This window comes from Mycobacterium sp. AT1, assembly GCF_002043095.1.
Lineage (GTDB): Bacteria > Actinomycetota > Actinomycetes > Mycobacteriales > Mycobacteriaceae > Mycobacterium.
Genome location: NZ_MVOC01000044.1, coordinates 111,711 through 134,903, shown reverse-complemented (window position 1 = coordinate 134,903; position 23,193 = coordinate 111,711). Strand labels below are relative to the sequence as shown.

The 23,193-nt window shown below is 70.1% G+C and carries 17 protein-coding genes and 1 pseudogene (1 of these 18 cut by a window edge); 7 read left to right on the top strand and 11 right to left on the bottom strand.

Going from position 1 to position 23,193, the window contains the following annotated elements:
- Positions 1 to 460 (top strand): annotated as a pseudogene (locus B1790_RS20560) (acyl-CoA dehydrogenase); it begins 1,338 nt to the left of the window's first position.
- A 69-nt stretch (positions 461 to 529) separates the two neighbouring features.
- On the opposite strand, the gene B1790_RS20555 reads toward B1790_RS20560, so the two are convergent.
- Together B1790_RS20555 and B1790_RS20550 are read right to left on the bottom strand one after the other, a co-directional pair.
- On the bottom strand, positions 530 to 1,999 hold the full coding sequence (locus B1790_RS20555) for an aldehyde dehydrogenase (RefSeq protein WP_079925092.1): 1,470 nt from the start codon (positions 1,997 to 1,999) through the stop codon (positions 530 to 532).
- A 55-nt stretch (positions 2,000 to 2,054) separates the two neighbouring features.
- On the bottom strand, positions 2,055 to 2,807 hold the full coding sequence (locus tag B1790_RS20550) for a class I SAM-dependent methyltransferase (protein ID WP_079925091.1): 753 nt from the start codon (positions 2,805 to 2,807) through the stop codon (positions 2,055 to 2,057).
- Between the two features lie 35 nt (positions 2,808 to 2,842).
- Between B1790_RS20550 and B1790_RS20545 the strand changes: the two genes are divergently transcribed.
- Positions 2,843 to 4,003: a glycosyltransferase family 4 protein gene (locus B1790_RS20545; RefSeq protein WP_079925090.1), complete on the top strand. Its 1,161-nt coding sequence runs from the start codon at positions 2,843 to 2,845 to the stop codon at positions 4,001 to 4,003.
- An 11-nt stretch (positions 4,004 to 4,014) separates the two neighbouring features.
- Here the strand turns inward: B1790_RS20545 and B1790_RS20540 are convergent, their stop codons facing one another.
- Positions 4,015 to 4,905 carry a LysR family transcriptional regulator gene (locus tag B1790_RS20540; protein WP_079925089.1) on the bottom strand — a complete coding sequence of 297 codons (891 nt, stop codon included), beginning with the start codon at positions 4,903 to 4,905 and terminating at the stop codon, positions 4,015 to 4,017.
- Positions 4,906 to 5,016: 111 nt separating this feature from the next.
- On the opposite strand from B1790_RS20540, the gene B1790_RS20535 reads away from it, so the two are divergent.
- From B1790_RS20535 to B1790_RS20520, 4 genes are read left to right on the top strand one after another with little or no spacing between them, the layout of a single operon-like run.
- The gene (locus B1790_RS20535) at positions 5,017 to 6,216 is read left to right on the top strand and encodes an enolase C-terminal domain-like protein (protein WP_198952069.1); all 1,200 of its coding nucleotides are present in this window, start codon (positions 5,017 to 5,019) and stop codon (positions 6,214 to 6,216) included.
- Complete coding sequence (locus B1790_RS20530; protein ID WP_158083856.1) at positions 6,213 to 7,340, top strand: maleylacetate reductase; 1,128 nt, start codon at positions 6,213 to 6,215, stop codon at positions 7,338 to 7,340. Before B1790_RS20535 ends, B1790_RS20530 begins: the two co-directional genes overlap by 4 nt.
- Positions 7,337 to 8,329 carry an NAD(P)-dependent oxidoreductase gene (locus B1790_RS20525; RefSeq protein ID WP_079925087.1) on the top strand — a complete coding sequence of 331 codons (993 nt, stop codon included), beginning with the start codon at positions 7,337 to 7,339 and terminating at the stop codon, positions 8,327 to 8,329. Before B1790_RS20530 ends, B1790_RS20525 begins: the two co-directional genes overlap by 4 nt.
- Complete coding sequence (locus B1790_RS20520) at positions 8,326 to 9,702, top strand: MFS transporter (RefSeq protein ID WP_079925086.1); 1,377 nt, start codon at positions 8,326 to 8,328, stop codon at positions 9,700 to 9,702. The genes B1790_RS20525 and B1790_RS20520 overlap by 4 nt, the downstream gene beginning before the upstream one ends.
- 1 nt (position 9,703) lies before the next feature.
- Here B1790_RS20520 and B1790_RS20515 read toward each other — a convergent pair whose 3' ends face one another.
- The 3 genes from B1790_RS20515 to B1790_RS20505 are packed head-to-tail and all read right to left on the bottom strand — an operon-like array spanning position 9,704 to position 13,355.
- Positions 9,704 to 10,492, bottom strand: a complete 789-nt coding sequence (locus B1790_RS20515; RefSeq protein ID WP_079925085.1) for a hypothetical protein — start codon at positions 10,490 to 10,492, stop codon at positions 9,704 to 9,706.
- Positions 10,493 to 10,497: 5 nt separating this feature from the next.
- Complete coding sequence (locus tag B1790_RS20510) at positions 10,498 to 12,132, bottom strand: hypothetical protein (RefSeq protein ID WP_233165234.1); 1,635 nt, start codon at positions 12,130 to 12,132, stop codon at positions 10,498 to 10,500.
- A 17-nt stretch (positions 12,133 to 12,149) separates the two neighbouring features.
- Positions 12,150 to 13,355 carry a DUF3068 domain-containing protein gene (locus B1790_RS20505; protein WP_079925084.1) on the bottom strand — a complete coding sequence of 402 codons (1,206 nt, stop codon included), beginning with the start codon at positions 13,353 to 13,355 and terminating at the stop codon, positions 12,150 to 12,152.
- 209 nt (positions 13,356 to 13,564) lie between these two features.
- Here B1790_RS20505 and B1790_RS20500 point away from each other — a divergent pair, with 209 nt between their 5' ends.
- Positions 13,565 to 14,674 carry an acyltransferase gene (locus tag B1790_RS20500; RefSeq protein WP_079925155.1) on the top strand — a complete coding sequence of 370 codons (1,110 nt, stop codon included), beginning with the start codon at positions 13,565 to 13,567 and terminating at the stop codon, positions 14,672 to 14,674.
- Between the two features lie 68 nt (positions 14,675 to 14,742).
- On the opposite strand, the gene B1790_RS20495 is transcribed toward B1790_RS20500, so the two are convergent.
- Genes B1790_RS20495 through B1790_RS35735 form a run of 5 tightly spaced genes read right to left on the bottom strand, consistent with a single transcriptional unit; the run spans position 14,743 to position 23,174 of the window.
- Positions 14,743 to 16,209, bottom strand: coding sequence for an AMP-binding protein (locus tag B1790_RS20495; protein ID WP_079925083.1), 1,467 nt, complete (start codon positions 16,207 to 16,209; stop codon positions 14,743 to 14,745).
- Between the two features lies 1 nt (position 16,210).
- Positions 16,211 to 17,188, bottom strand: a complete 978-nt coding sequence (locus B1790_RS20490) for a phosphotriesterase-related protein (RefSeq protein ID WP_079925082.1) — start codon at positions 17,186 to 17,188, stop codon at positions 16,211 to 16,213.
- A complete protein-coding gene (locus B1790_RS20485) occupies positions 17,189 to 21,424 on the bottom strand; it encodes an alpha-(1->3)-arabinofuranosyltransferase (RefSeq protein WP_198952070.1) in 4,236 nt (1,411 codons plus the stop codon). It abuts the gene before it with no gap.
- A gap of 24 nt (positions 21,425 to 21,448) precedes the next feature.
- Positions 21,449 to 21,622, bottom strand: a complete 174-nt coding sequence (locus B1790_RS20480) for a DUF2613 domain-containing protein (protein WP_079925080.1) — start codon at positions 21,620 to 21,622, stop codon at positions 21,449 to 21,451.
- 49 nt (positions 21,623 to 21,671) lie between these two features.
- Positions 21,672 to 23,174, bottom strand: coding sequence for a serine/threonine-protein kinase (locus B1790_RS35735; RefSeq protein ID WP_079925079.1), 1,503 nt, complete (start codon positions 23,172 to 23,174; stop codon positions 21,672 to 21,674).
- Positions 23,175 to 23,193 lie beyond the last annotated feature (19 nt).

The following is a 23,193-nucleotide window of genomic DNA, read 5'->3' as shown; positions in this document are numbered from 1 at the left end:
CCGCAAGATCGCCCGCGACCGCGGCGTCGCGCTGGAGCACCTGCTCGGCCAGATCCAGGCCTTCGTCGAACGCCAGGACGGCCGACCCGAGTTGGCCACGTATCGGGGGATTTTGGCTACGGCGGCCGCCGACGTGCAGTCCATGGTCGCCACCCTGACGGGCTACTACGTCGCGGCCAGCAGCGACGCCCGCGAGGTCTACCGCGTGGGATTGCAGTCGGTGCCGTTCCTGCTCGCCGTCGGTGATCTGCTGATCGGATGGCTGCTGCTGTGGCACGCCGAGATTGCGTTGGCGGCGCTCGACGGGCAGCCCTCCGAACGCGACCATGCCTTCTACCGCGGAAAGATCACGGCCGCAACGTTCTTCGCGATGAACGTGCTGCCCCGGCTGAGTGCCGACCGCCGCGCCGTGGAGAACACCGAACTCGCGGCGATGGAGCTGGCGGAGGACGCCTTCTAGCGTCACTCTGCGCCCACTGCGAGGTTTACTCGTACTTTCGCGCAGTGGACGCAGAGTGAAGCGGGAACGTTAGGGCGTGTACCCGAACGGCAGCAGGACGCTCTTGGCCTCGCAGTACGCCTCGATGCCCTCGGGTCCGTTCTCGCGGCCGATGCCCGAGTTCTTGTAACCGCCGAACGGCGCTCCGGGATCGAAGGCGTACATGTTGACCGCGTACGTGCCGGTGCGGATCTTCTTCGCGATCTCGAGAGCCTTCGGGAAGTCGGTGGTGTACACGCTGCCTGCCAGCCCGTACGCCGAATCGTTGGCGATGCGGATGGCGTCGGCCTCGTCGTCGAACGGAATCACGACGAGCACCGGGCCGAAGATCTCCTCCTGCGCGATCACCATCGAATTGTCCACGTCGGCGAACACCGTCGGCTCGACGAACCAGCCGCCGTCCAGGCCCTCGGGACGACCGCCGCCGGTGACGATGCGGGCGCCTTCCTCGACGCCCTTCTTGATGTAGCCCTCGACGCGCTCACGCTGACGCTCGGAGATCAGCGGGCCGATCATGGCGCCTGCGTTGTCCGGCAACCCGATTGGCATCGCGGCGACGGCGGCCGAGAGCTTTTCGACCACTTCGTCGTAGCGCGACCGGGGCGCCAGGATGCGCGTCTGCCCGACGCACGCCTGCCCACAGTTCATCAACCCGGAGAACACCAGCATCGGCAGCGTCGAGTCCAGGTCGGCGTCCTCGAGGATGATGGCGGCGGACTTGCCGCCGAGCTCCAGCGTGCAGGCCTTCAGGTTCTCGGCCGCGATCTTGGCGACCTCCTTGCCGACGGCGGAGCTGCCGGTGAACGTGTACTTGTCCAGCTCGGGGTTGGCGGTCAGCGCGCGACCGGTCTCGGCGCCGCCGGGCACGATCGACAGCACGCCCTCCGGCAGGCCGGCCTCGGCGAACATCTCCGCCATCGCGAACACCGACAGCGGCGTCTCCGCGGCGGGCTTCAGCACGACGGTGCAGCCGGCCAGCAGCGCGGGGCCCAGCTTGTTGGCCGCCAGGAAGAACGGCACGTTCCACGCGGTGACCGCGCCGACGACGCCGATCGGCTCCTTCAGCACCAGCGTCTGGCCGTAGATTCCGTCGCGGACGTCCTGCCAGGTGAACTTGTCGGCTGCCCCGACGAAGTAGTTGAACGACGACATCGCGGCGCCGTACTGCATCATGTCGACGATCGTCGGCGGCTGCCCCGTCTCGGCGGCGAGCAGGAACTTCAGTTCGTCGGCGCGCTCCTCCATCAGCTTCACCGCTGCGCCGAGGACGGCGGCCCGCTCCTCGGGTGACGTGTGCGGCCATGGGCCCTCGTCGAAGGCCTTGCGGGCGGCGGCGCAGGCGGCGTCGACGTCGGCCTCGGCGGCCATGGGAACGCTGCCGACCAGCTCACCCGTGGCAGGGGAGTGCACTTCGATGACCTCGGAGGTGGACGGCTCGACCCACTTGCCGCCGATGAACAGCTTGTCCCAGTCGGTCTTGAAGGCAGTGCTCTGTGTCATGAAACTCACATTACCCACCGAATCGCCAAACTGGAACCTGTTGCAATTCAGGCCGTCAGGACGGTCGCAGCACCAGCACCAGGTTGCTGACCAAAAACTCCCGAAGCACGGGCACGCGCGTCATCCACCACGCCCATCGCGGGTGGTAGCGGGGAAAAGCAGCCACCAGCGTCCCGGTGCTCTGTGCCCACGCCAAGCCGTCGGCGGCCGAGACCGCGAACAACGACGAGCCGTAGTCGTTCTTCGGCCGGCGACCATGCTTGCGGGCGTATCGTTCGGCGGCGCGCGCCCCGCCCAGGTAGTGCGTCAGCCCCATCTCGTGGCCGCCGAACGGGCCGAACCACACCGTGTACGACAGCACCACCAGCCCGCCCGGCCTGGTGACCCGCAGCATCTCGCGCCCCATTCGCCACGGGTCGGGCACGTGTTCGGCGACGTTGGACGACAGGCAGACGTCGACGGAGTCGTCGGCGAACGGCAGCGCCATGCCCGAGGCCCTGACGAACGCGCCGGCGCCCGGCTCACCCGCAGGGCCGGCGTGCATTTCGCTGGCATCCGGTTCGACGCCCAGGTAGTTCAGGCCAGCTGCCTCGAACGCGGACGCGAAGTACCCGGGGCCGCCGCCGACGTCGAGCAGGGTCAACCCCGTCGGATCGCCGTCGACGAGCGCCGCGACCAGGGCAACGGTGTCGTCGGCGAGCGCACCGTAGAACCGGGGCGGGTCGGTCTGCTCGAAGCGGAACTCGCCGAGCAGTCGCACGGACCTCGCCAGCGTGGCCTGCCTGGCGAAGGGGTCGGTGGCGCGCATGGGCCAACTGTATTCAGCGCTTAAGCTGGTCTGCGATGTCCGACCGTCCGCTGAAGTCCGTGCTGCTGTTGTGCTGGCGCGACACCGGGCACCCTCAGGGCGGCGGCAGTGAGGCCTACCTTCAGCGCATCGGCAGCCAGCTGGCGGCCGACGGCGTCGAGGTGACCCTGCGTACCGCCCGCTACCCGGGCGTCCCCCGACGCGAGGTGCTCGACGGTGTCACCGTCAGCCGCGGCGGCGGCCGCTACGGCGTGTACATCCACGCCGGGCTGGCGATGGTCGCCTCGCGCGTCGGACTCGGCCCGCTGCGACGGGTGAAGCCCGACGTGGTGATCGACAGCCAGAACGGCATTCCGTTCCTCGCGCGGCTGGCGTTCGGGCGGCGTTCGGTGGTGCTGGTGCACCACTGCCACCGCGAGCAGTGGCCGGTCGCCGGCCCGCTGATGAGCCGGTTCGGCTGGTTCGTCGAATCCCGGCTGTCCCCGCGCCTGCACCGCGGCAATCAATACGTCACGGTGTCGCTGCCGTCGGCCCGCGACCTTGCCGACCTCGGCGTCGACCCGCACCGCGTCGCCGTGGTGCGCAACGGTTTGGACGAGGCGCCTGCCGACACCCTGACGCTGCCGCGGTCGACGACGCCGCGGGTGGCCGTGCTGTCCCGGCTGGTGCCGCACAAGCAGATCGAGGACGTGCTCGACGCCGTCGCCGAGCTGCTCCCGCGGACACCGGACCTGCACCTCGACGTCGTCGGCGGTGGCTGGTGGGGTGACCGACTCGTCGAGCACGCCGCGCGCCTCGGCATCACCAATGCGGTCACCTTCCACGGTCACGTCGACGACCACGCGAAACACGAAGTGCTGCAACGGTGTTGGGTGCACGTGCTGCCCTCTCGCAAGGAGGGCTGGGGGCTGGCCGTGACGGAGGCGGCGCAACACGCCGTGCCGACCATCGGATACCGGTCCTCCGGCGGGCTCACGGACTCCATCGTCGACGGCGTCACCGGCCTCCTGGTCGACGACCACGCAGGGTTGGTGTCGCGCCTGGACCGGCTGCTGACCGACCACGTGCTGCGCGAGCAGCTCGGCGTCAAGGCGCAGCTGCGCAGCGGCGAATTCTCCTGGACTCAGAGTGCCGACGCCATGCGCGTCGTCCTCGAATCAGTGGTCGACGGCAGGCTGGTCGGCGGCGTCATCTGACGGCGCCGGACTCACCGCATCGAGCGGCCGGCCTCGCGGGCCACGGTCAGCAGGGTCTGCACGCTGGGCGCCGTCTCGTCCGCGTGATAGGCCACGCCGATGCTCAGCTGTGGCCCCGGCCCGCGGATCGGGCGGTACGTGACGCCCGCCCGGTCGATGCGCTGGGTCTCCGAGGCGATGAAGCCGATCCCGACGCCCGCGGCCACCAGGGCGATGATCGACTGCGCCGGGTGCGCCTCCATGGCGATGCGCAGGCTGAACCCGGCTTCCAGGCACAGCTGCAGGACCGTGTCGTGGAGCTGTGGCGCGATCTCGCGCGGGAAGATCACCACCGGCTCGCGCTCGAGGTCTGCAAGCGTGAGTGAGTCGTGCCGCGTGAGTGGATGCATCACCGGCAGCGCGATGTGAAAAGGGGCGCGGCCGATCTCCTCGACGGCCAGACCGGAGTCGTCCAGCGGCGGGTGGACCAGGCCCACGTCGAGGTCGCCCCGTCTCAGGGCGTGTTCTTGTTCGGCCGTCGTCATCTCGCGAACCAACAGGCCGACGTTGGGTAGTCGCTCGCGGAACAGGGCGGCGATCTCGGGGTAGACCACGAACAGGGCGGGCGCGGTCACGCCCAGCCTCAGCTGGCCGACTTCGCCGCGGTCGGTGCGCAACGCCAGCGACGCAGCGTCGTCCATGTGGCGCAACATCTTCCGGGCGTCGACGACGAACACCGCGCCGGCGCGGGTCAGTGACACCATGCGCTTGTTCCGATGGGCCAGGCGTACGTCGAGGTGCTGCTCGAGCCGTCGGATCTGCTGGCTCATCGCGGGTTGGCTGATGTGGCACCGCTCGGCGGCCCGCCCGAAGTGCAGTTCCTCGGCCAGCGCGACGAAGCACTCCAGGCCTACGCGATCCATTCGTCGAGCCAACAGTAATAACCAAGACAAATCAATTCATCAGCACAAAGAGTTGGACGTAATCACGGCATCTCCATAACGTGGCCCACGCCACACGAGAATGGAGCGTCAGTGCCACATCGGATCGAGGATTCGCCCATCCGCATCACCGCCGTCGAGACGACGGTCGTCAACGCCGAGATGCGGAACTGGATCCTGGTAAAGGTCCGCACCGACCAGGACGGTCTCTACGGGTGGGGCGAGGCCAGTCTCAACTGGAAGACCAGGGCCGTGGTCAGCACGATCGAAGACCTCACCCCCCTGATCCTCGGCCGGGACCCACGCGACGTCGAACAGATCCTGCGAGTGCTGACCAAGCACAGCTACTACCGGCTCGGGATCATCGGCGCGACCGCGATCAGCGGCATCGAGCACGCCCTCTGGGACATCTTCGGCAAGTCCGTCGGTCAGCCGGTGTGGCGGCTGCTGGGCGGCAAGGTCCGCGACTCGGTGCACGTGTACACCCACCTCGGCCTCGGCGACATGAGCTCGGTCTACGACACCCGGGACACCGGACTGGTGCGGGAGAAGGCCGCCGAGGTCGTCGAAAGGGGTTACGACGCACTGAAGGTGGTCATCATCCCCTACGGCGCGCACCTCACGGTCGCCGCGCAGCGCCGTCACGTCGACGAGATGATGTCGGCGCTCCGCGACGCGGTGGGCCCCGACGTCGACGTGATGGTCGACTTTCACGGCCGCCCGGCGTCCATCGCCGCGGCCCTGCAATACATCGAGGTGCTCGCACCCTACGACCCGCTGTTCTGCGAGGAACCGGTGCAACCGGGCGACACCGAGGCGTTGCGTCAGGTCGCCAGCCGCTCGCCGGTGCCGATCGCCGCGGGGGAACGGTTGGTCGGCCTGAGGGAGTTTCTTCCGGTGTTGCAGGCCAAGGCCATTCACGTCGCACAGCCCGATCTCAACCACACCGGTGGACTCCTCGAGGGCAAGCGCATCGCGGCGCTCGCCGACGCCGAGATGGTCGGCGTCGCCCCGCACAACCCCAACGGGCCCATCGCGGGCGCGGCGGCCCTGCACTTCGCGGTGAGCACTCCGAACTTCGTGATCCAGGAGGAGATGAGCGGCGCGGTCAGTTGGTACGACGACGTGGTGACCACGCCGATGCGGCGGGTCGGCAGCCACTGGCAGGTGCCCACCGGACCCGGCCTCGGAGTCGAAGTCGACGAGCGCGAGGCCGCCAAACATCCGTATCAGCAGGAGGTTCCGCACAGCAGCTCGGCCGTGTTGGCCGACGGAACGGTGGTGGACTGGTGACGACTCCCCGCAGCTTCGCCCATCCCGCCGGGGTCCACAACGCGACCCCACCGCGGATCGTGTTCGGGCCCGGCAGCTCTGCCCAGCTCGGTGCCGAGGTGGACCGTCTCGGCGCCCGGCGCGCCATGATCGTCACCACCCCCGGACGCACCGCGATGGGCGACCGGTTCGCCACGGCACTCGGTGACCGCTGCGTGGGTCTTCTGCCGGAGGCGATCAGCCAAGTCCCCGTGGAGTTGGTCCGCCGCGGCGTCGAGAAGGCCGTCGCCCGTGGCGCCGACTGTCTCGTCGCGGTCGGCGGCGGCGCGGCGACGGGATTGTGCAAGGGCATCGCCTACGAATCCGGCCTCCCCATCGTCGCCGTGCCAACCACCTACAGCGGCTCGGAGATGACGGGCTACTGCGGCATGACCGCCGATGGCGTCAAGCGCATGCACGAGAGCCTGGCGATGCGCCCGAGGACGGTCGTCTACGACGCCGAACTGTCGGTGGGCTTGCCGCCGACGGCCAGTGCCTCGAGCGCCATGAACGCCCTCGCGCACTGCGTCGACGCGATCTACCTGCCGAGCCTGAGCCCGCTGCTCGCACCCGCCGCCGTCGAGGGTGCTCGGATCGTCGCCCACACTCTGCCGCTCCTGCTGGCCGACCCCGACGACGTGGCGGTCCGCAACGAAATGCTCTACGGGGCATACCTTTCCGGTGCCGCCCTGACCGGCGGATTCGCCATTCAGCACGCCATCGCGCACATGCTCGGCGGCAGCTACGGCGTCGAACACGGCACCGCCCACGCCGTCGTGCTGCCCTACGTCACCGACCACCTGAGTGAGCGCGCGCCGCTGGCCCTTGGACGCATCGCCGACGCCGTCGGCACCGACGATCTGGCCGGCTACCTGTGGGATCTCAACATTCGTGCTGGACTGCCGGTGCGGCTGGCCGACGTCGGGTTCTCCGCCGAGGACGAAGACCGCGCCGTGCTCATCGCGACCACGGCCGACGGCCGACCGACCGATCCGGACGTCCACGACGCCGGCCGCGCCGGAAACCCGGCGCCCGTCACCGACGCCGCGGTGCGGTCCATCCTGCGGGCCGCCGCCGCCGGTCGACGACCCGGCGGCTCGCGATGAAGGTCTTCCTGGTCGGCGAGGCAAGTGAACACGTCGACGATCTGCGGCCGCACCTGCACGACCCATGGGAGATCGTCGAACTGCCCTGGTCTGCAGCCGACTCGGCCCTGTTCGACGATCGGATCGACGTCGACGACGTCGTGGTGTCGCTGAGGTTCACCCGGGCGACCGTCGCCCCGCCGTTCCGGCTGCTGCACGTGCCCGGCGCCGGCCTCGACCGGGTCGACTTCGCCGCGCTGTCACCGGAGACCATGGTGGCCAACGTGTTCGAACACGAGGTGCCGATCGCGGAGTTCGTCCTGGCACGCCTGCTGGAGTGGGAGATCCGTGCCGCGGCGCTGCAGGAGTCGTTCGGTCCAGAGGCCTGGCCGTCGCTCTACCGCCGGCGGGTACCGCACGGAGAGCTCTACGGGAAGACGTTGGTGCTGATCGGATACGGCCGGATCGGCCGCGCGATCGCCGTCCGCGCCAAGGCCTTCGGTGTCGAGGTGGTCGCCGTCGACGACTACGCCGAGACCGACGCCGCCGCGCACGTGCGACCGACCACCGAGCTGGCCGACCTTCAGCGGCGCGCCGACTACGTGGTGGTGGCCTGTCCGCTCACCCCGTCGACCACCGGTCTCGTCGACGCCGCCGCACTGGCGCGGATGCCCGCCCACGCCGTGCTGGTGAACGTCTCGCGGGCGCCCATCGTGGACGGGCGCGCACTCTACGAAGCGTTGCGGGACAACGTCATCGGTGGCGCAATCCTGGACGTCTGGTACCGGTACCCGGGCGTCGACGACCAGCAGTTGGCGCCGGCGGCCGACCCACTGTGGGAGCTGCCGAACGCCTGGTGCACCCCGCACTCGAGCGCGTGGACCACCCAGTTGCCACGGCGTCGCTACGCGATGATCGCCGACAACCTCAACCGCCTCGTCGCCGGGGAAGAGCTCGGCAACCTCGTCCGGCCCGACCGCGTCGACAGCTCAAGGAGGAGCCCGTCATGACCACCACCGACCCCGACCAGATCTGGGACCAATCCCGCAAACGCCTCATTCCCGGCACCGTCATCGGCAGCGTCATCGAGTGGTACGACATCGCCGTCTACGGCCAGGCGGCGGCACTCGTGTTCGGCACCTTGTTCTTTCCCAGTTTCTCTCCCACCACGGGGGTGGTAGCCGCGTTCGCCACCTTCGGGGTGGGCTACTTCGCGCGACCGGTGGGAGCGGTCCTGTTCGGTCACCTCGGCGACCGCTACGGAAGACGCTTCTCCCTGGTGTGCACCCTGCTGCTGATGGGCGTCGCCACCGTCGCCATCGGCCTGTTGCCCACCTACGGCAGCATCGGGGTGGCCGCCCCGATCCTGCTGGTGGTCTGCCGGCTGCTGCAGGGATTGGGCGTCGGTGCGGAGTACGTCGGGGCGGTCACCATGGTGGCGGAATTTGCACCGGTGAAGCGCCGCGGCTTCTTCGCTTCGTTGCCGGCGTCCGGGGTCTTCATCGGCATCGGCCTCGCGGCCGCCATGAGCGCCGCGGTGGCCCTGCTGCCCGAGGAGCAGTTGCTCAGCTGGGGCTGGCGAATTCCGTTCCTGTTCAGCATCTTCGTCGTCGCCATCGGTCTGTTGATCCGGTTGCGGGTACCCGAGTCGCCGGTGTTCACCGAGCTCAAGCAGGCCAGGGCCCGAACGCGGGTGCCGGCGCTGACCCTGATCAAGGCCATGCCGCGGCGCCTGCTGCTGGTCATGGTCGCCAACGGGGTGTTGGCCTTCAACATCTATGTGGTGCAGACGTATTCGCTGAGTTACATCGCGGCGAAGGGCGTGCCCAAGTCGGTGGCGCTGTCGGCCGTTCTGGTCGGTTGCGCGGTGGGAGCGATCGCGATCCCGCTGCTGGGGGCGCTGTCGGACCGTGCGGGCCGAAAGCCGGTGTACATCGGTGTGAGTGCGTTCTGCGCGCTGGTGGCGTTCCCGTTCTTCTGGCTGCTGGACACCGGCAACGTCGCCCTGATCATGCTGGCCTTCGCGCTCGCCCTCGGAGGCTGCTTGGCGATGTTCGGGTCACAGGCGGCCTACTACTCGGAGCTGTTCCCCGCGGAGTTCCGCTTCAGCGGATTCGCCCTCGGACGAGAGATTCCCGGTGCGGTGCTGGCCGGACCGGCTCCCGTCATCTCGGTCGGGCTGGTCAGCCTCGGCGCCGGTTCCCCGACACTGTTGGCGATTGCGATGGTCGTGGTGGCCGTCGCCGGTCTGCTCGCGGTCGTCGCCCTACCGGAGACCCGTGGCGTCGACCTGGCCCCGATCGTGGATCCCGACGAGGCACTGGGAACGCCCGCCCCGTCGACTGCCGTGGCACCGCGCGACGCGACGACCACGACGACGTGACTCACCCGCCGGCGGCGGGCTCCGACGGAGTCGCGGCGGCCGGCGGGTTCGCCAGTGTCGGTGTGCCACCGATGAAGTCGTCCCAGTGCCGCCGGACCGGTGCCCACCGGTCGTCGAAGGCGGCGGCCCGCCGCTGAGCTCGCGCGCGCTTCTTCGGGCCGTACCGCCAGCGCGCCCACGGCGACGTCGGACGGGCCAGTCGCACGGCCGCGACCCACGCGACGGGGGAGACGAACAGCCCGAGCAACGCGGTCGGGTACTTGCCCTTCAGCGCCGCCACGGCGACCAGGGCGAAGTTCACCAGCAGCAGCCCGACGGCCGCGTAGCGCACCGCGGCGAACTCGGGCGGAAGGTCCTGCACCTTCACCGGGGACACCCCAACCGTCGCGAGGCCCACACACGCGGCGGCCAACGTCACCACGTTCACCGACAGCTGGCCCTCTTGCGTCCAGTAGACGTCCTGCAGCCGGAAGATCATCGCGAACTCGTCGAGCACCAGCGAGGCGCCAACTCCGACGAACAACGCCGCGAGGTAGGTCCACACCGACAGCGGCGGCGAACCGACGCCGCTGAATCCGCCGACGATCAGCAGCACCACCCCTGGCGTCGAATGGTGCATGTGCACGCCACCGCTGCTGACGTTGTGGAAGGGCCCCTTGCCCGCCCGGATCAGCCGCGTGATGGTGCGGGTGGTCAGGAACGTCACCACGAACGCGGTGAAGCTGAGCAGCAGCGGTCCCTTGTAGCCGTCGACGACCTCGGCCTGCCACCACTCGCTGAGCCAATCCATGGCGCCTAGTGAACCGCACTCCTGCGCCGCGCGGCGATCATCCCGGCCGCGCCGGCAAGCACGGCGGCCAGCCACGCCAGGTGCGCGGCGATCGCGATCCCGCGGTGCGACGCCGCGGGCCGGTCGCCGCCGACCCGGTAGACGGCGATGTCGTCGTCGGCGAAGGCGACCGGCAGCGACAGCGAGGGGCCTCCGCGTCCCTCGACCACCACCCACCCGACGCCGGCCGCTGACAACTCTTCGACGCCCGCCCCGGACAGCACCAGACGCTCGACGGCCCGCGCGTGGGCTCCCTCGCCGGGCACCGTCCGCCCACCAATGTCGAGGTCGCCGGTGGTCAGCACATCGGCCGACACCCAGCGCGGCAGCGGGTCGAGCACAGGCGCGTCACCGGCCCACGGAAACTGCCGCATGCTCGCCTGCGGCAGCACCACGACCGGCCGCGGATCGGCGTTGACCAGGGCAGCCGCCGTCGTCCAGCCCGGCGGGTAGCGCACCGGGGTGAGCTTTCCGCCGACCCCCCAGGCGAGGTCGGGAAGGACCGCGACCAGAGCCAGGCAGCACACCGTTGCCGCGACGCCCCGTGGCACCCGGCGCGCCACGGTGACCACGGTCGACGCGCCGGCCACGGCGTACCCCGGCAGCGCGAGTGCGACCCACTTCTGCGCGTCGCGCAGCACACCGAGGCCGGGCACGGCGCGGACGACGGCCTCCACGGCGGCCAACCCGGGACCTGTCGCCATCAGTGCGGGCGCGACCACCGCGACGGCGGCGAGCACCAGCAGCGGGCGGGCACCCGGGCATCGCACCGCCGTCGGCAGACCCACCACGACCACGACGAGCAGGACGGCGGTCGCAACGAGCGCGAACAGCGTCGCCCTGGTGTCCGGGACCGCCTGCCCGTTCCAGATGCCGCCAAGACCGGCGAGGCTGCTCAACGTGCCGAGGCCAGGTTCGGCCCGTGCCGCGAACTCGGGCACCCCGGCGGCCTGCGACGACGACAGCGATCCGGCCAGCACCGGCGCGACGAGCCACGGCAGCGCGCCGAGCACCGCCGCGCCGAGGGAGACCGCCGCGCACCACGGCCGGGACCGACCGGTACCCGGGGCGGCGCAGCACGCCAGGGCCACGGTGGCCGCGAGCATCAGACCGGTCGGGGTCAGCCCGGCAACCGCGATCCAAAACAGCACCGGCCACCAGCTGCCGTCATCGCCACGCAGCCGCAGCACCGCCACCGCTACCCACGGCAGGCAGCCATACCCGACCAGGAGACTCCAGTGCCCCTGCAGGAGTCGTTCGGCGACATAGGGATTCCACACCGCCAGCGTGGCGGCCACGAACTGGCCGGCAAGACCCGCGGCAGGGACGACGACGTCGGCCAGCCTGGCCGCACCCCAGCCCGCCAGCCACAGGCCCGCGACGAGCAGCAGCTTGACCACGATGCCGCCGTCGACGACGTGCGACGCGACCGCCACGAAGAAGTCCTGCGGCAGCGCCCGCGGCGCGGCCTCGGTGAGCCCGAGGGCGGCGTCGGTCAGATACGCCTTCGGCGTGGAGACCGCGTCGCGCAGCAGCAGGTAACCCGGTGCCAGCAGAGGCGCCGTCACCATCAGGGCGAGTGCCAGCGCGTACGCCGGCATCACCCACCTGAGACGGCTCAGACCGGTCTGTCCGGCGGCAGGTCGGACGGCCGTTGAGTGGGGATCTTCTCGGTAGCCGCCTCGGCCGCGGGCATCGGACCGGTGTCCGTCGGACGCCTTCCGAAGAAGCCGTGGCCGGTGTCGTCCAGACCCGGGTCGATCAGCGCGGACTGTGCCCGCAGCGTGAACCAGCCGAGCAGGCCGCCGCCGATCAGGGTCAGCAGGCCGAGCGCGGTGAACGTGATCGGCAGGATCCGACCCCAGAGGGCGACGACGTCACCCTCGTCGCGGGCACTGGCCACCTGCGCCTCGACGGTGTCCTCGGTGGAGGTCACCTTGTAGTCGGCGAAGGTCACCTCGGGCTTGAGGGCGTCACGGGCGTAGTAGTGGAAGCCGTGCTCCTGGGACTTCACGATGGTCCCCGAGACCGGGTCGACCCAGAAGGTGCGCTGCGCCGCGTAGTACCGCGTCATGGTGATCTGCTCGTCGGGATCGCCCGGCAGGCCCCACAGCTCGGCCCGCGCCGCGACGACGCTGTCGGCGTCGTCGCCGTACAGCGACGCGTACTTGATCGGGTCAACCAGCTTGCCGTCGCCGTCGTAGCCGATGTTCTGGGTGAACCGGAACGTGTTCAGGCCGTTGACGTCCTCTTCACCGTCGTAGTTGGCGTCGTACGCCTTCTGCGCGATCGGATCGAAGTAGGGGTAGGTCTTCTTCTCGGTGTCGAACGGGAAGCGGTAGGCGAGACCCTCGTGCGGCAGCGCGACGTTGGTCGGCGGCTGCGCGTCGTCGATGCTGCGCGGCTTCTGCACCGAACCGCCGGGGTTGGTGTCGCTGGACACCGCGAGGGCGGTCTTGCGGTCGAGCGTCACGGTGTCGACCAGAGCCAGCAGCAGGCCGTTGTCCTGTTGCTTGTCGGTCCGGCGCACGGTGTTGCCGACCTGCAGGGTGACGACGTCGGCGTTCGAGGGCGACTCGACGCTGATCTGCTGCTGGAAGGAGACGGGTGCGTTCCTGTCCACCACGAACTTCTGGGTGTTCAGCGAGTCGGGGTCGAAGACGGTTCCGGTGCCGTCACTGACCAACGTGGTGTCGATGTCGAGCGGAATCTTGGCGATCTTGCCCTTGGTGTACGTGGACAGCAGCAGAGCTGCGATCAACAGGGCGGCACCGAGACCCATGAGCCCGCACGCTGCGATGCGCAGCGCTACAGCGCGGTTCAAACCGTGCCTCCTTCTCGTCCTGAGACGACTCCACTAACGCCGCCACCTGCCCCGAAGGCAGCTGGGGCAAACCTGCTCGACCCTAACAGCCCACGGTGAGGCTGGCGCCGAGTGCGAGGTCATCGGGCACACTGGGGGCCGTGAGCGAGCGCGGAACCGACCCGGGAAGTGTCTCCGGCACGCGCAGCTTCCTGCCCGCCGTCGAGGGCATGCGCGCGTGCGCGGCCATCGGGGTGGTGATCACCCACGTCGGCTTCCAGACCGGGCACACCACGTGGAGCACCGGTCGCGTGCTCGGACGCTTCGACCTGGCCGTCGCGGTGTTCTTCGCGCTGTCGGGCTTCCTGCTGTGGCGCGGTCACGCCGCCGCGGCGCGCGGGCTTCGACACACCCCGCCGACGGGGCACTACCTGCGCTCCAGGTTGGTCCGCATCATGCCGGGCTACGTCGTCGCCGTGGTGCTGATCCTGCTGCTGTTTCCGGAGTCCCACCCCGATCTGACCGTGTGGTTGGCCAACCTGACGCTGACCCAGATCTACGTGCCGCTGACGTTGACCTCCGGGCTGACGCAGATGTGGAGCCTGTCGGTCGAGGTGAGCTTCTACCTGGCGCTGCCGGTGCTGGCGCTGTTGGCCAGGCGGCTGCCGGTGCGGGCGCGCATCCCGGCGATCCTCGGCGTCGCGCTGGCCAGCTTCGCGTGGGGGCTCATCCCGTTCTCCGTGCCGTTCGGGGTGAACCCGTTGACGTGGCCGCCCGCGTTCTTCTCGTGGTTCGCCGCGGGCATGCTGATCGCAGAGCTGACCGTCAGCCCGGTCGGGTGGGCGCACCGCCTGGCCCGCCGCCGCATTCTGATGGCCGTCATCGCGCTCACCGCGTTCGGCTTGGCCGCATCCCCGATGGCCGGGCCAGCCGGTCTGGCGCCCGGCACGCTGGGGCAGTTCCTCATCAAGGTCTCGATGGGGGCGGTGGTGGCCTACGCGCTGCTGGCGCCGCTGGTGCTGGACCGTGTGGGTACGTCACACCGAATCCTCGGCAGCACGACGATGGTGACGCTCGGGCGATGGTCCTACGGGCTGTTCGTGTGGCACCTGGCGGCCCTGGCGATGGTGTTCCCGATGATCGGCGAGTTCCCGTTCAACGGGCACATGCCGGTGGTGCTGGCGCTGACGTTGGTGCTGGGCTTCGCGCTCGCCGCGGTGAGCTATGCACTGGTGGAGTCGCCGTGTCGGAATGCGTTGCGGCGGTGGGAGAGGCGGCACGACGTCACCCCGCTGGACAGTTCGGTCACCGATTCGCCCGAGCCCGCCGTCGCACGTTAGCTGGCCGCCGACCGTGGGGCTTACGTACGCCAATTCGCCGGTTTTCGTACACAACCCCCACGGTCGCGCTAGTTGGATCGCGAGATGACTTCCTCGCGCACCGCCGACCGCCTTGCCTTGCCCGCCTCGTCGCGCAGCGGCCGGTCGACGAACTCGACCGTGCGCGGCACCTTGTGGCCGGCCAGGCGTTCGTGGAGAAACGCGAGCACCGCCGCTTCGTCGAGCGGTGAAGCCGTCTCCACCAGCGCGTAGGGCACCTGCCCCAGATCGTCGTCGGGGACACCGACGACCAAGCAGGACAAGATCTCCGGATGCTCGGCGAGCGCCGACTCGACCTCGGCCGGGTACACGTTGCGACCGCCAACGGTGAACATGTCGACGCGGCGGTCGGAGAGGAAGAAGAAGCGGTCGGCGCCGTCGTCCTCGTAGTGGCCGAGGTCGCCGAGGGACTCCCAGCCGTCGCGGCTCTTCGCGGTGGACCCGACGTAGCGGTAGGTGGGACGGCTGCCAGGCGCCGGGCGCATGTAGATCTCGCCGACCACGCCGGGTGGGCACTCGACACCGTCGTCGTCGAGCACCTTCATCTCACCGGCCACGACCACGCCCACCGAGCCCGGATGCCTCAGCCACTGAGTGCCGGTGATGAACGTCAACGCCTGAAGTTCGGTGCCGCCGTACAACTCCCACACCACCTCCGGACCAAGGATGTCGATCCACGCCCGCTTGACCACCGGCGGGCACGGGGCGGCCAGATGCCAGAATCGGCGGACCGACGACAGATCGTAGGCGTCGGGATCCGCCCGGTAGACGGGAAGTAGGCGCTGCATGACGGTCGGCACCGTGGCCAGGTAGGTGACGCGGTGCTCGGTGATGAGGCGCAGGAACTCGTGCGGATCGAAGCGTGGCATCACCACCAGGTGGTGGCCCATCAGCAAACCCGCTGTGGCCGTTGTGAATCCGGTGTTGTGGTGCAACGGCACCGACAGCAGGTTGACGTCGCCGTCCGCCATGCCCAGTGGCAGGCCGATCGCCGCGGGAAGTCGGCTGTCCCCGCCGGCCTCGATCAGCTTGGGTCGTCCGGTGCTGCCGCCCGAGGTCATCGACTTCCACACCGGTGAGACCGCTTCGGGCAGCGGGGCGTCGGACAGGGCGGCGTCGGGCACGAAGTCGGCGGGCAGGCTCGGCACGACGCCGCGCGGATCTGCGCGGCCGACGACCAGCGCGCGTGGCGCCAGGTCGAGGATTCCGCTGAACTCGGCGTCGGGTAGTCGCGCCGACAAGGGCTGTGGAACGGCGCCCAGCTTCCAGCACGCCAGCACCGACTGCACCCACGCGATCGAGTTGGGCATGGCGATCGAGACGTAATCGCCCGTGCCGACGCCACGTTCGGCGTACGCGCGGGCGAGTCGGTTGGTCGACGCGTCGAGCTCGGCGCGGGTCAGCGTTCGTCCGTCACAGGTGACCGCTGGCGCGTCGGGGTCGGCGGCGGCCAGGCCCGAGACCTGGGTGCTGATTGGTTCGACCCCGGTGACCACGTCAGTACCCGCCCCGGGTGGAGAAGATTCTGCGCGGGTTGTCCACCAGCATGGTGGTGAGCTGTTCCTCGGTGACGCCCCGCCGTCTCAGAGCGGGGAGCACGTCGTCGTGGATGTGCAGGTAGTGCCAATTCGGCAGCGCCACTGGAAGAGTGGCCTCGGGAAGCGCGTCGAAATAGCAAGAGGCGTCGTGCGACAGCACCATCCGGCCGGCGTGGCCACGCTCGCACATCGTCGCCACCGTGTTCACCCGATCCTCGAAACTCAGGATCGCGTCGACTCCGAATCGGTCCATGCCGAGATACGAACCCTCGGCGATCAGCTCCTCGAGGTAGGCGACGTCGGTGGTGTCCCCACTGTGGCCGATGACGACGCGGCTGAGGTCGACGCCCTCCTCGGCGAAGATCCTCTGCTGCTCGAGGCCGCGTCGGGACGCCGCGTGCGTGTGGGTCGAGATGGGGACGCCGGTGTGCCGGTGAGCCTGCGCGACGGCCCGCAACACCCGCTCGACGCCGGGCGTCATCCCCGGTTCGTCGGTGGCGCACTTCAGGATTGCGGCCTTGACACCGGTGTCGGCGATACCGTGTTCGATGTCGCGGACGAACATGTCGACCATGGGTTCCGGCCCGCCGAGTGGTGCGCCTGGGCCGCGGTAGTGGAAATGCATCGGGACGTCGTTGTAGGTATACAGACCGGTGGCGACGACGATGTTCAGCTCGGTGGCCGCGGCGATGCGGACGATCCGGGGGAGGTAGCGACCGAGCCCGACCACCGTCAAGTCAACGATGGTGTCGATGCCGCGGGACTTGAGCTCGTTGAGCCGCACGATCGCGTCGGCCTCGCGCTTGGCCCCGTCACCCCAGCCCTCGGGATAGTTCTCCATGATCTCGGTCGTCATGATGAACACGTGCTCGTGCATGAGCGTGACACCGAGGTCGACGACGTCGACGGCTCCGCGCGCGGTGTTGAGGAACGGCACTCAGTCGATGTTAGGGACGTTCTCGCGCCGCGACGGTGGAATGGGAACCACCGATGCCGCCAGCGCGGCCACCGAGATCAAAGCAAGCAGCTGCACCCCCCACGCGTGACCGATGTAGCCGTCCACCGATCGCCACGGGTATCTGCTGAGCACCCCGCCCGCGAGCGTCAGCCCGCCCGCGGCGAGGCCGAGCGTCAGGCGATCGGAGAGTTCCTGCCGCGCGCGAAGCAGGTGCCGCAGCCCGATCGCGACGCCGAGGACCACCAACCCCACGAATCCCGAGACCAGGAACCCGACGGCGAGCACCGCAGCGCCCGCGCCGAGCGGACCCAGCTGCCACGGGGTGGCCTCCTCGTCCGGCTCGCGGACGTGGCGGACGGGCAGGAACGCGAGGAGCAGCAACAGTGGCAGTAGCGCAAGCCCTCCGGCGAGACCGACCCGATAGGTCGTGTTGGACGAGAAGTCCAGCGTCACGGGACCCGACGTGCCCGCGGGCAGCACCCAGCCCTGCTGCCAGCCGTTGACCGTGACCGGCGTCAGCGCGGTGCCGTCCGCCGTCCGCGCCGCCCAGCCGCTGTTGACGCTCTCGGGCACCACCAGGATCCGCCGGCTGTCGGACGCGTCGACGTCGACCTGCCGATGGTCAGCCTGCCACTGCGTCGTCGTCGCGGGAATCATTGGGGCAGTGGGCAGGTCGGCGGCCAGCGGCCCTGCCAGCTGCACCCCGTCGGCGACGAACGCGGGGCCGGGGCTGATCACCAGCTCCTGCTCCCCGGCCGGGACCGAGATGGTGGTCGTGCCACAGGGTTTGGCGGCGACGGGTTTGCCGTCGAGCAGGTCGCCGACGGTGGTGGTCACCGACGTTTGGACGAACTGTCCGGCGATGCCGATGATCGGACCCTTGCCGCACGGCATCGCGATGGGACGGGCGCGGTTGCGGACCGGGTCGGGAGCGGCGATCGATGCGCCGCGACCGTCGAGTGCGGTGACCTCGGCCAGTCCTGGCGGCTTCACCTGGTCGAAACCGAGTGCGGTGCGGTCGATTACGTCGTTCCAGTCGAGGATCGAGACCTTCACGGTGTCGGTGACGGACGGGGTGAGTCGGATGGTCTGGGGCCCGTCCGGCCCAAGCGTCCTGACTTGTGGACCGTTGCCGAGGTCGACCGCCACCGTCGTCGGGTGCGCGGGCAGCTCCGACGGGCTCGGGGTCAGCCGCAGCGCCGCCACCTCCGTCGGGCGGGGCAGCTTCAGGGTCAGGTTGGCCGCCGTCCGCTGCTGGACGATGTTCTGCGGTGCGGTCCACGACGTGCGCGGGTCACCGTCGCCAGCCGCGTATGACGATCCGAGCACGTCGATGACGTCGGCGTCCCCGAGGGTGCGCGCGGTGCCGGGCTGGGCGATCAGGTCGGCGAGGTTGGGTCCCTGCCGCGCGCGGACCCACACCGTCGGGGTGACCGTCGTCGCCTCAGGCACCGACAGCGTGCGGCTCAGGTTGACCGGTTCCTCGGGGGTCAGTGCCATGGTCGCCGCGCACCGCACGCCGTCCGGTCCGTCGGCGCACCCGGGTCGGCCGAGCAGTTCGGAACCCAGATCCCACTGTGCGACAGCCGAACCCGGGGGCGGTGGCGGCACGTCGACGGTGTGCCGCAGGCTGACCGGCTGCGCGAAACCCGACGCGTCGTACTGGGTGACGGTGAAGTCGGTGATGCCGAACTGGACGCCTGCCGAACCGTCGTCGGTCGCCACCGCGGTGAACCGCACCCACGGCGTCTCGCCGATCGGGAGCGGTGCCGAGAGCGCCTTGCCCGCCTGATCGAAGCGCAGGGTGCTGGTGCCGGTCGCGGTCGAGATCTCGATCCGTCGCACCTGGGCGCCGACGGCGGTCGCGCTCGGGGTGATGCTGACGGCCGCGTTGGTGATGGGGTGGTCGAAGTCGACCTGAAGCCATTGCCCCACTGCGGATTGCAGCGAGTTCGACACCCAGCTGGTGGCGGGGTCCCCGTCGACTGCCGCGGCCGCACCCGCGGCCGGGGCGACGTTGGGCAGCGCGGTGGAGTCCGCCGCCGAGCTAGACACGGTGATCTTGCCGCCCGGCCAGCGGCCGTAGACGATGCCGGCGCCGCCTGCGGGATAGTCCATCACCCGGTTGAAGGTGTTCCGCGAATCCCCTTGCGCACGAATGGCCGACGAGTGGTCGTCGACTCGGCCGTAGTCGGTCTCGCGGGCCACGGGGCTGTCGGTGACGGTGACGACGGGCACGGGCAACCCGGCCGCCATGGCGTCGGAGGTCAACAGCATCGGCCCCAGTGGTGGCTGCCCGAGCAGCCTGCGCCGTTCGTCGATGCGCAGCAACGCTTCCGGGCCGCCGTCGACGCGGGCCATCGCGTCGGCGTCGGTGAGGTACGGGCGCAACGGCTTCCCGCCGTCGACGCGGTAGATCTCCACCGGCGGATACGTCGGCCGCAGCCCGCTGTCGGTGACGAAACCCTTCAACGTGCCTGGCCCGACGGGTTCGCCGAACTGCGCCACCTTGGTGAGCCCGGGGGATCCGTCGACGACGCGGTGCACCAACAGCGGGCGGGCCGACCGTGATGACTCGGGATCGAGGTCGTTGCGCACGACGAGGTACGAAATGCCTTGACGGACAAGGGTGTCGGCGAGCCCGACCGACGGCCTGCCTGCGGCGAACAGTCGCTGAACCGAGTCCAATGCGCGGATTGTCTCCGGCGGAGTCAGCGGAATCGAGTCCCGCACCCCCCACGGGCTGTTGCCAAGCACCTGCAGTGGCTCGTCGTGGCTGTTGCCCCACGTCTGCGTGGCGAACGGCGCGCCGGGAACCACCAGCACCCGACCAGGGTCGGGAGAATTGTGCTCGTCGAGCCAGTCCGCGGCGTCGTGCCAGTACTGCGGGATCGCGGTGAAGGTGCCGGGCGGGGCCAACCGCCCCGTCCACGCCAGCGACGTGGCCACCGCAAGGGCCACCAGGACGACGGCGCCGACGGCGACCCGCTTGTCGCGTTCGGGATGGGCCAGCGCCTGCAGCCATTCGCGGCGCGGCGCACTGCCGGGAAGCGGTATCCGGGCCAGCAGGTGCGCAAGGCCCAACACCAGCGGCAACCGGATCAGCGGCTCCAGCTTGTGCACGTTGCGCAGCGGGGTGCCGTCGGCGTCCAGGAACGTCTGAACGTAGTGGGCGAACGGGCTGCCGAGCCCACCGGAATAGCCGACCGCCAGCAGCGCGACGCCGACCAGCAGGATCGAGATCAGCCTGCCCCTGGCGGGCATCGACCGCAGCGCGAGACCGGCCAGCCCGGCCGCCGCGACCAACGTCGTCGCCAGCACGGCGACCGAGCCCGTCACCAGCGACGCTCCCGCGGTCGCGTTCGGCGCGACGAACGGCGTCCAGCTGTACGTGCCTCGCAACACCTCCACCAGCGACAGCCATTGCGTCGTCACGCCGGAGGATTCGATGAAGTCCAGGAACGGCGGGCTGACCCGTCCCAGCATGAGCAGCGCGACCACCCACCACGTCACGGCCAGCACACCCGACAACGCCCACCACCCGGTGAACCGCCACCACAGCCGGTTCGGACGATGCGCCGCCCACCAGATCAGTGCCGCCAAGCAGGCCGTCAGGGTCGCTACCGCGTTGACCGCGCCCATCAGCGCGACGGCCAACGCCGACCGGGCCGCCAGCACCCGCACGCTGCCCTGGCCCGATGTCGCCGGCAGCCCGGCTCCGGAGCCCCTCAACGCGAGGACCACCGGCAGCATCACCCACGGCGCCAACATCATCGGCAGCGTCTCCGAGGAGATCGCGCCGAGCGTCGTCAGCACCCGAGGAGACAGCGCGAACGCCAGCGCGGCGATCACCCGTGAGCTGCGACTGCCGATGCCGAGGGTCTCGGCCAGTCGGATGACGCCCCAGAATCCCACCGCCAGCAGCAACGCCCACCACAGCCGCTGAATCACCCAGCCGGGCAGCCCGAGAACGTCACCGGCGAGGAAGAACGCGCCGTGGGGGAAGAGGTAGCCGTAGGCCTGGTTCTGCGCCTGGCCGAACGGGAGGTCGCTGTTCCACAGATCCGCAGCCCTTGCGAGGAACCGCAGGGGATTGGCCGTCAGGTCGAGCTTGGTGTCTGGGGACGTCCGACCCGGCGACTGGGCGAACACCAGCGCGAGCGAGAGGACCCCGACGAGCCACAGCCAGCGACGGCTCAGCGGTTCGGTGGACAGGGGAGTGGGTGAGGCGGGCAGGAACTAAGTCCGGTCGCCGTACTCGACCCTGTTGAGCACGGAGGACCCCGGGTCGCCCGCCTGCAGCGGCGGCTTGGTGTCCTGCTGAACCATCAGCGTCACCCCGAAGATGGCTGCCGCACCAAGCAATAGCCCGACGACGATGCTGGCAGCAGCGGGCAACAGGAACCGATCCACCCGGCCAAGGTAGCACTCGGCCGGGCTCGGAAGATGTTCGAGCCGATCGCTAGTACAGGATCACGACGGCGCCGCGGCCGCCTCGGCACGTGATCCACGGGTCGGTACCCTCCGCCGAACAGGTGACGAAGAAGTCGTCGCCAACGCAGGCGGCGCCCTCCGCGCAGGGGATGGCGCCGGCGGCGACGACGGAGCGCGGCTCGCGGCTGGGGTCGGCGGCGTCCCAGTAGGCCTTCAGAACGCTTCCGACGAAGGAGCAGGTCGCGGCGGGACTGCCGCGCACGCCCTGGCTGGCCCACCCGGCCTGACCGGTGACCTGGAACCCGCCCTCGCAGTCCTCGCCGGTCGGGTCGGCACCACGAATCTCGGCTGGCCTCGGGCGGCCGCCGACGCCGGTGATGGGGGCGTCGTCCGGCGTGGACGGCGCCGCCACGCTCGACGACGACGCGGCACCGTCCGGGCCGGTCCGATCGTCGCCGCCGCCGCGGACGACGAGCACCACCAGCACGACGACGAGCGCGAGGAGCGCGGCGACTCCGGTGAAGGCCCAGATCCGGCCGTGCCCCGAGGCAGGCGGCTCGTCGAACTCCGGCTCGTCGTAGGCCGGCTCCTCGAACCTGCGCTCGTCGAACATCGGCTCCCGTGGGTACGACGGGTCGGTCAGCTGGCTGGCAGCCATCGTGGGCGCGAACTCGGGTTCGACTTCGGGGCCCAACTCGGCCAAGGGGTCGGGTTCCTCGGCCGACCACGCGGCGACGAAGACGGCGGGCATTCCGGAGCCGGTCGACGGATTGACCAAGTGTTCGGTCGGGGCGTGGGCCGCGGGGTCGACGATCGGCTGGGCTTGGGTGGCCGCGGTGGCGGCGTCGCGCAGCGCGGCCGCGAAGTCCAGGCACGCGTCGAAGCGCTGTCGCGGGTCCGCTGCCAGCGCCCGCAGCAACGCGGGATCGTAGGCGGCCAGATCCTGCCGGGTGTCTCCCAGCGGGCGGCCGTCCGGCGGCGTCCCGCTGAGCAGGTGGTAGGCCGTCGCGGCGAGCCCGTACTGGTCGGACCCGGCGTCGTCGTCGCCCCGGGGAACGCCGAAGTCGGTCAGCAGCGCTCGGCGACGTAGCTCGTTGGTCAGCAGGATGCTGGCCGCCGTGACGTCGCCGTGGGTCAACCGGCGGGCGTGCGCGTGGTCGAGCGCGTCGGCGATCGAGGTGACGATGTCGAGGACCTGATCGGCGGGCATGCCGGTGTCGTATCGGTCGCGCACCAACGCGCCGGCGTTTGTGCCGTCCACGAAGTCCGTCGTCAGCCACAACAGTCCCTGGAACTCGCCGTGCTCGTGAACGCCGACGATGTGCGGGTGCCACAACGTCGCGGCCATCTCGGCGCGGCGGTGGAAGCGGGCCCGAAATTGAGGGTCGGCGGACACCGAGGCGGGCAGCACCCGAAGCGCGTCCTGGCGGAGCCGCGGATGCGCGGTCAGGTACACCGCGCCGCTGGCGCCCTCGCCGAGTTGGCGAACGACGGTATATCCCGCGAACACGTCCCCGGATCGCAGCGGCATGCCCCGGAGATTACCCAGC

Coding starts and splice junctions, on each gene's coding strand:
- B1790_RS20555 (WP_079925092.1), bottom strand. CDS start 1,999: ATGACACAGAGCACTGCCTTCAAGACCGACTGGGACAAGCTGTTCATC.
- B1790_RS20550 (WP_079925091.1), bottom strand. CDS start 2,807: ATGCGCGCCACCGACCCCTTCGCCAGGCAGGCCACGCTGGCGAGGTCC.
- B1790_RS20545 (WP_079925090.1), top strand. CDS start 2,843: ATGTCCGACCGTCCGCTGAAGTCCGTGCTGCTGTTGTGCTGGCGCGAC.
- B1790_RS20540 (WP_079925089.1), bottom strand. CDS start 4,905: ATGGATCGCGTAGGCCTGGAGTGCTTCGTCGCGCTGGCCGAGGAACTG.
- B1790_RS20525 (WP_079925087.1), top strand. CDS start 7,337: ATGAAGGTCTTCCTGGTCGGCGAGGCAAGTGAACACGTCGACGATCTG.
- B1790_RS20520 (WP_079925086.1), top strand. CDS start 8,326: ATGACCACCACCGACCCCGACCAGATCTGGGACCAATCCCGCAAACGC.
- B1790_RS20515 (WP_079925085.1), bottom strand. CDS start 10,492: ATGGATTGGCTCAGCGAGTGGTGGCAGGCCGAGGTCGTCGACGGCTAC.
- B1790_RS20510 (WP_233165234.1), bottom strand. CDS start 12,132: ATGCCGGCGTACGCGCTGGCACTCGCCCTGATGGTGACGGCGCCTCTG.
- B1790_RS20500 (WP_079925155.1), top strand. CDS start 13,565: ATGCGCGCGTGCGCGGCCATCGGGGTGGTGATCACCCACGTCGGCTTC.
- B1790_RS35735 (WP_079925079.1), bottom strand. CDS start 23,174: ATGCCGCTGCGATCCGGGGACGTGTTCGCGGGATATACCGTCGTTCGC.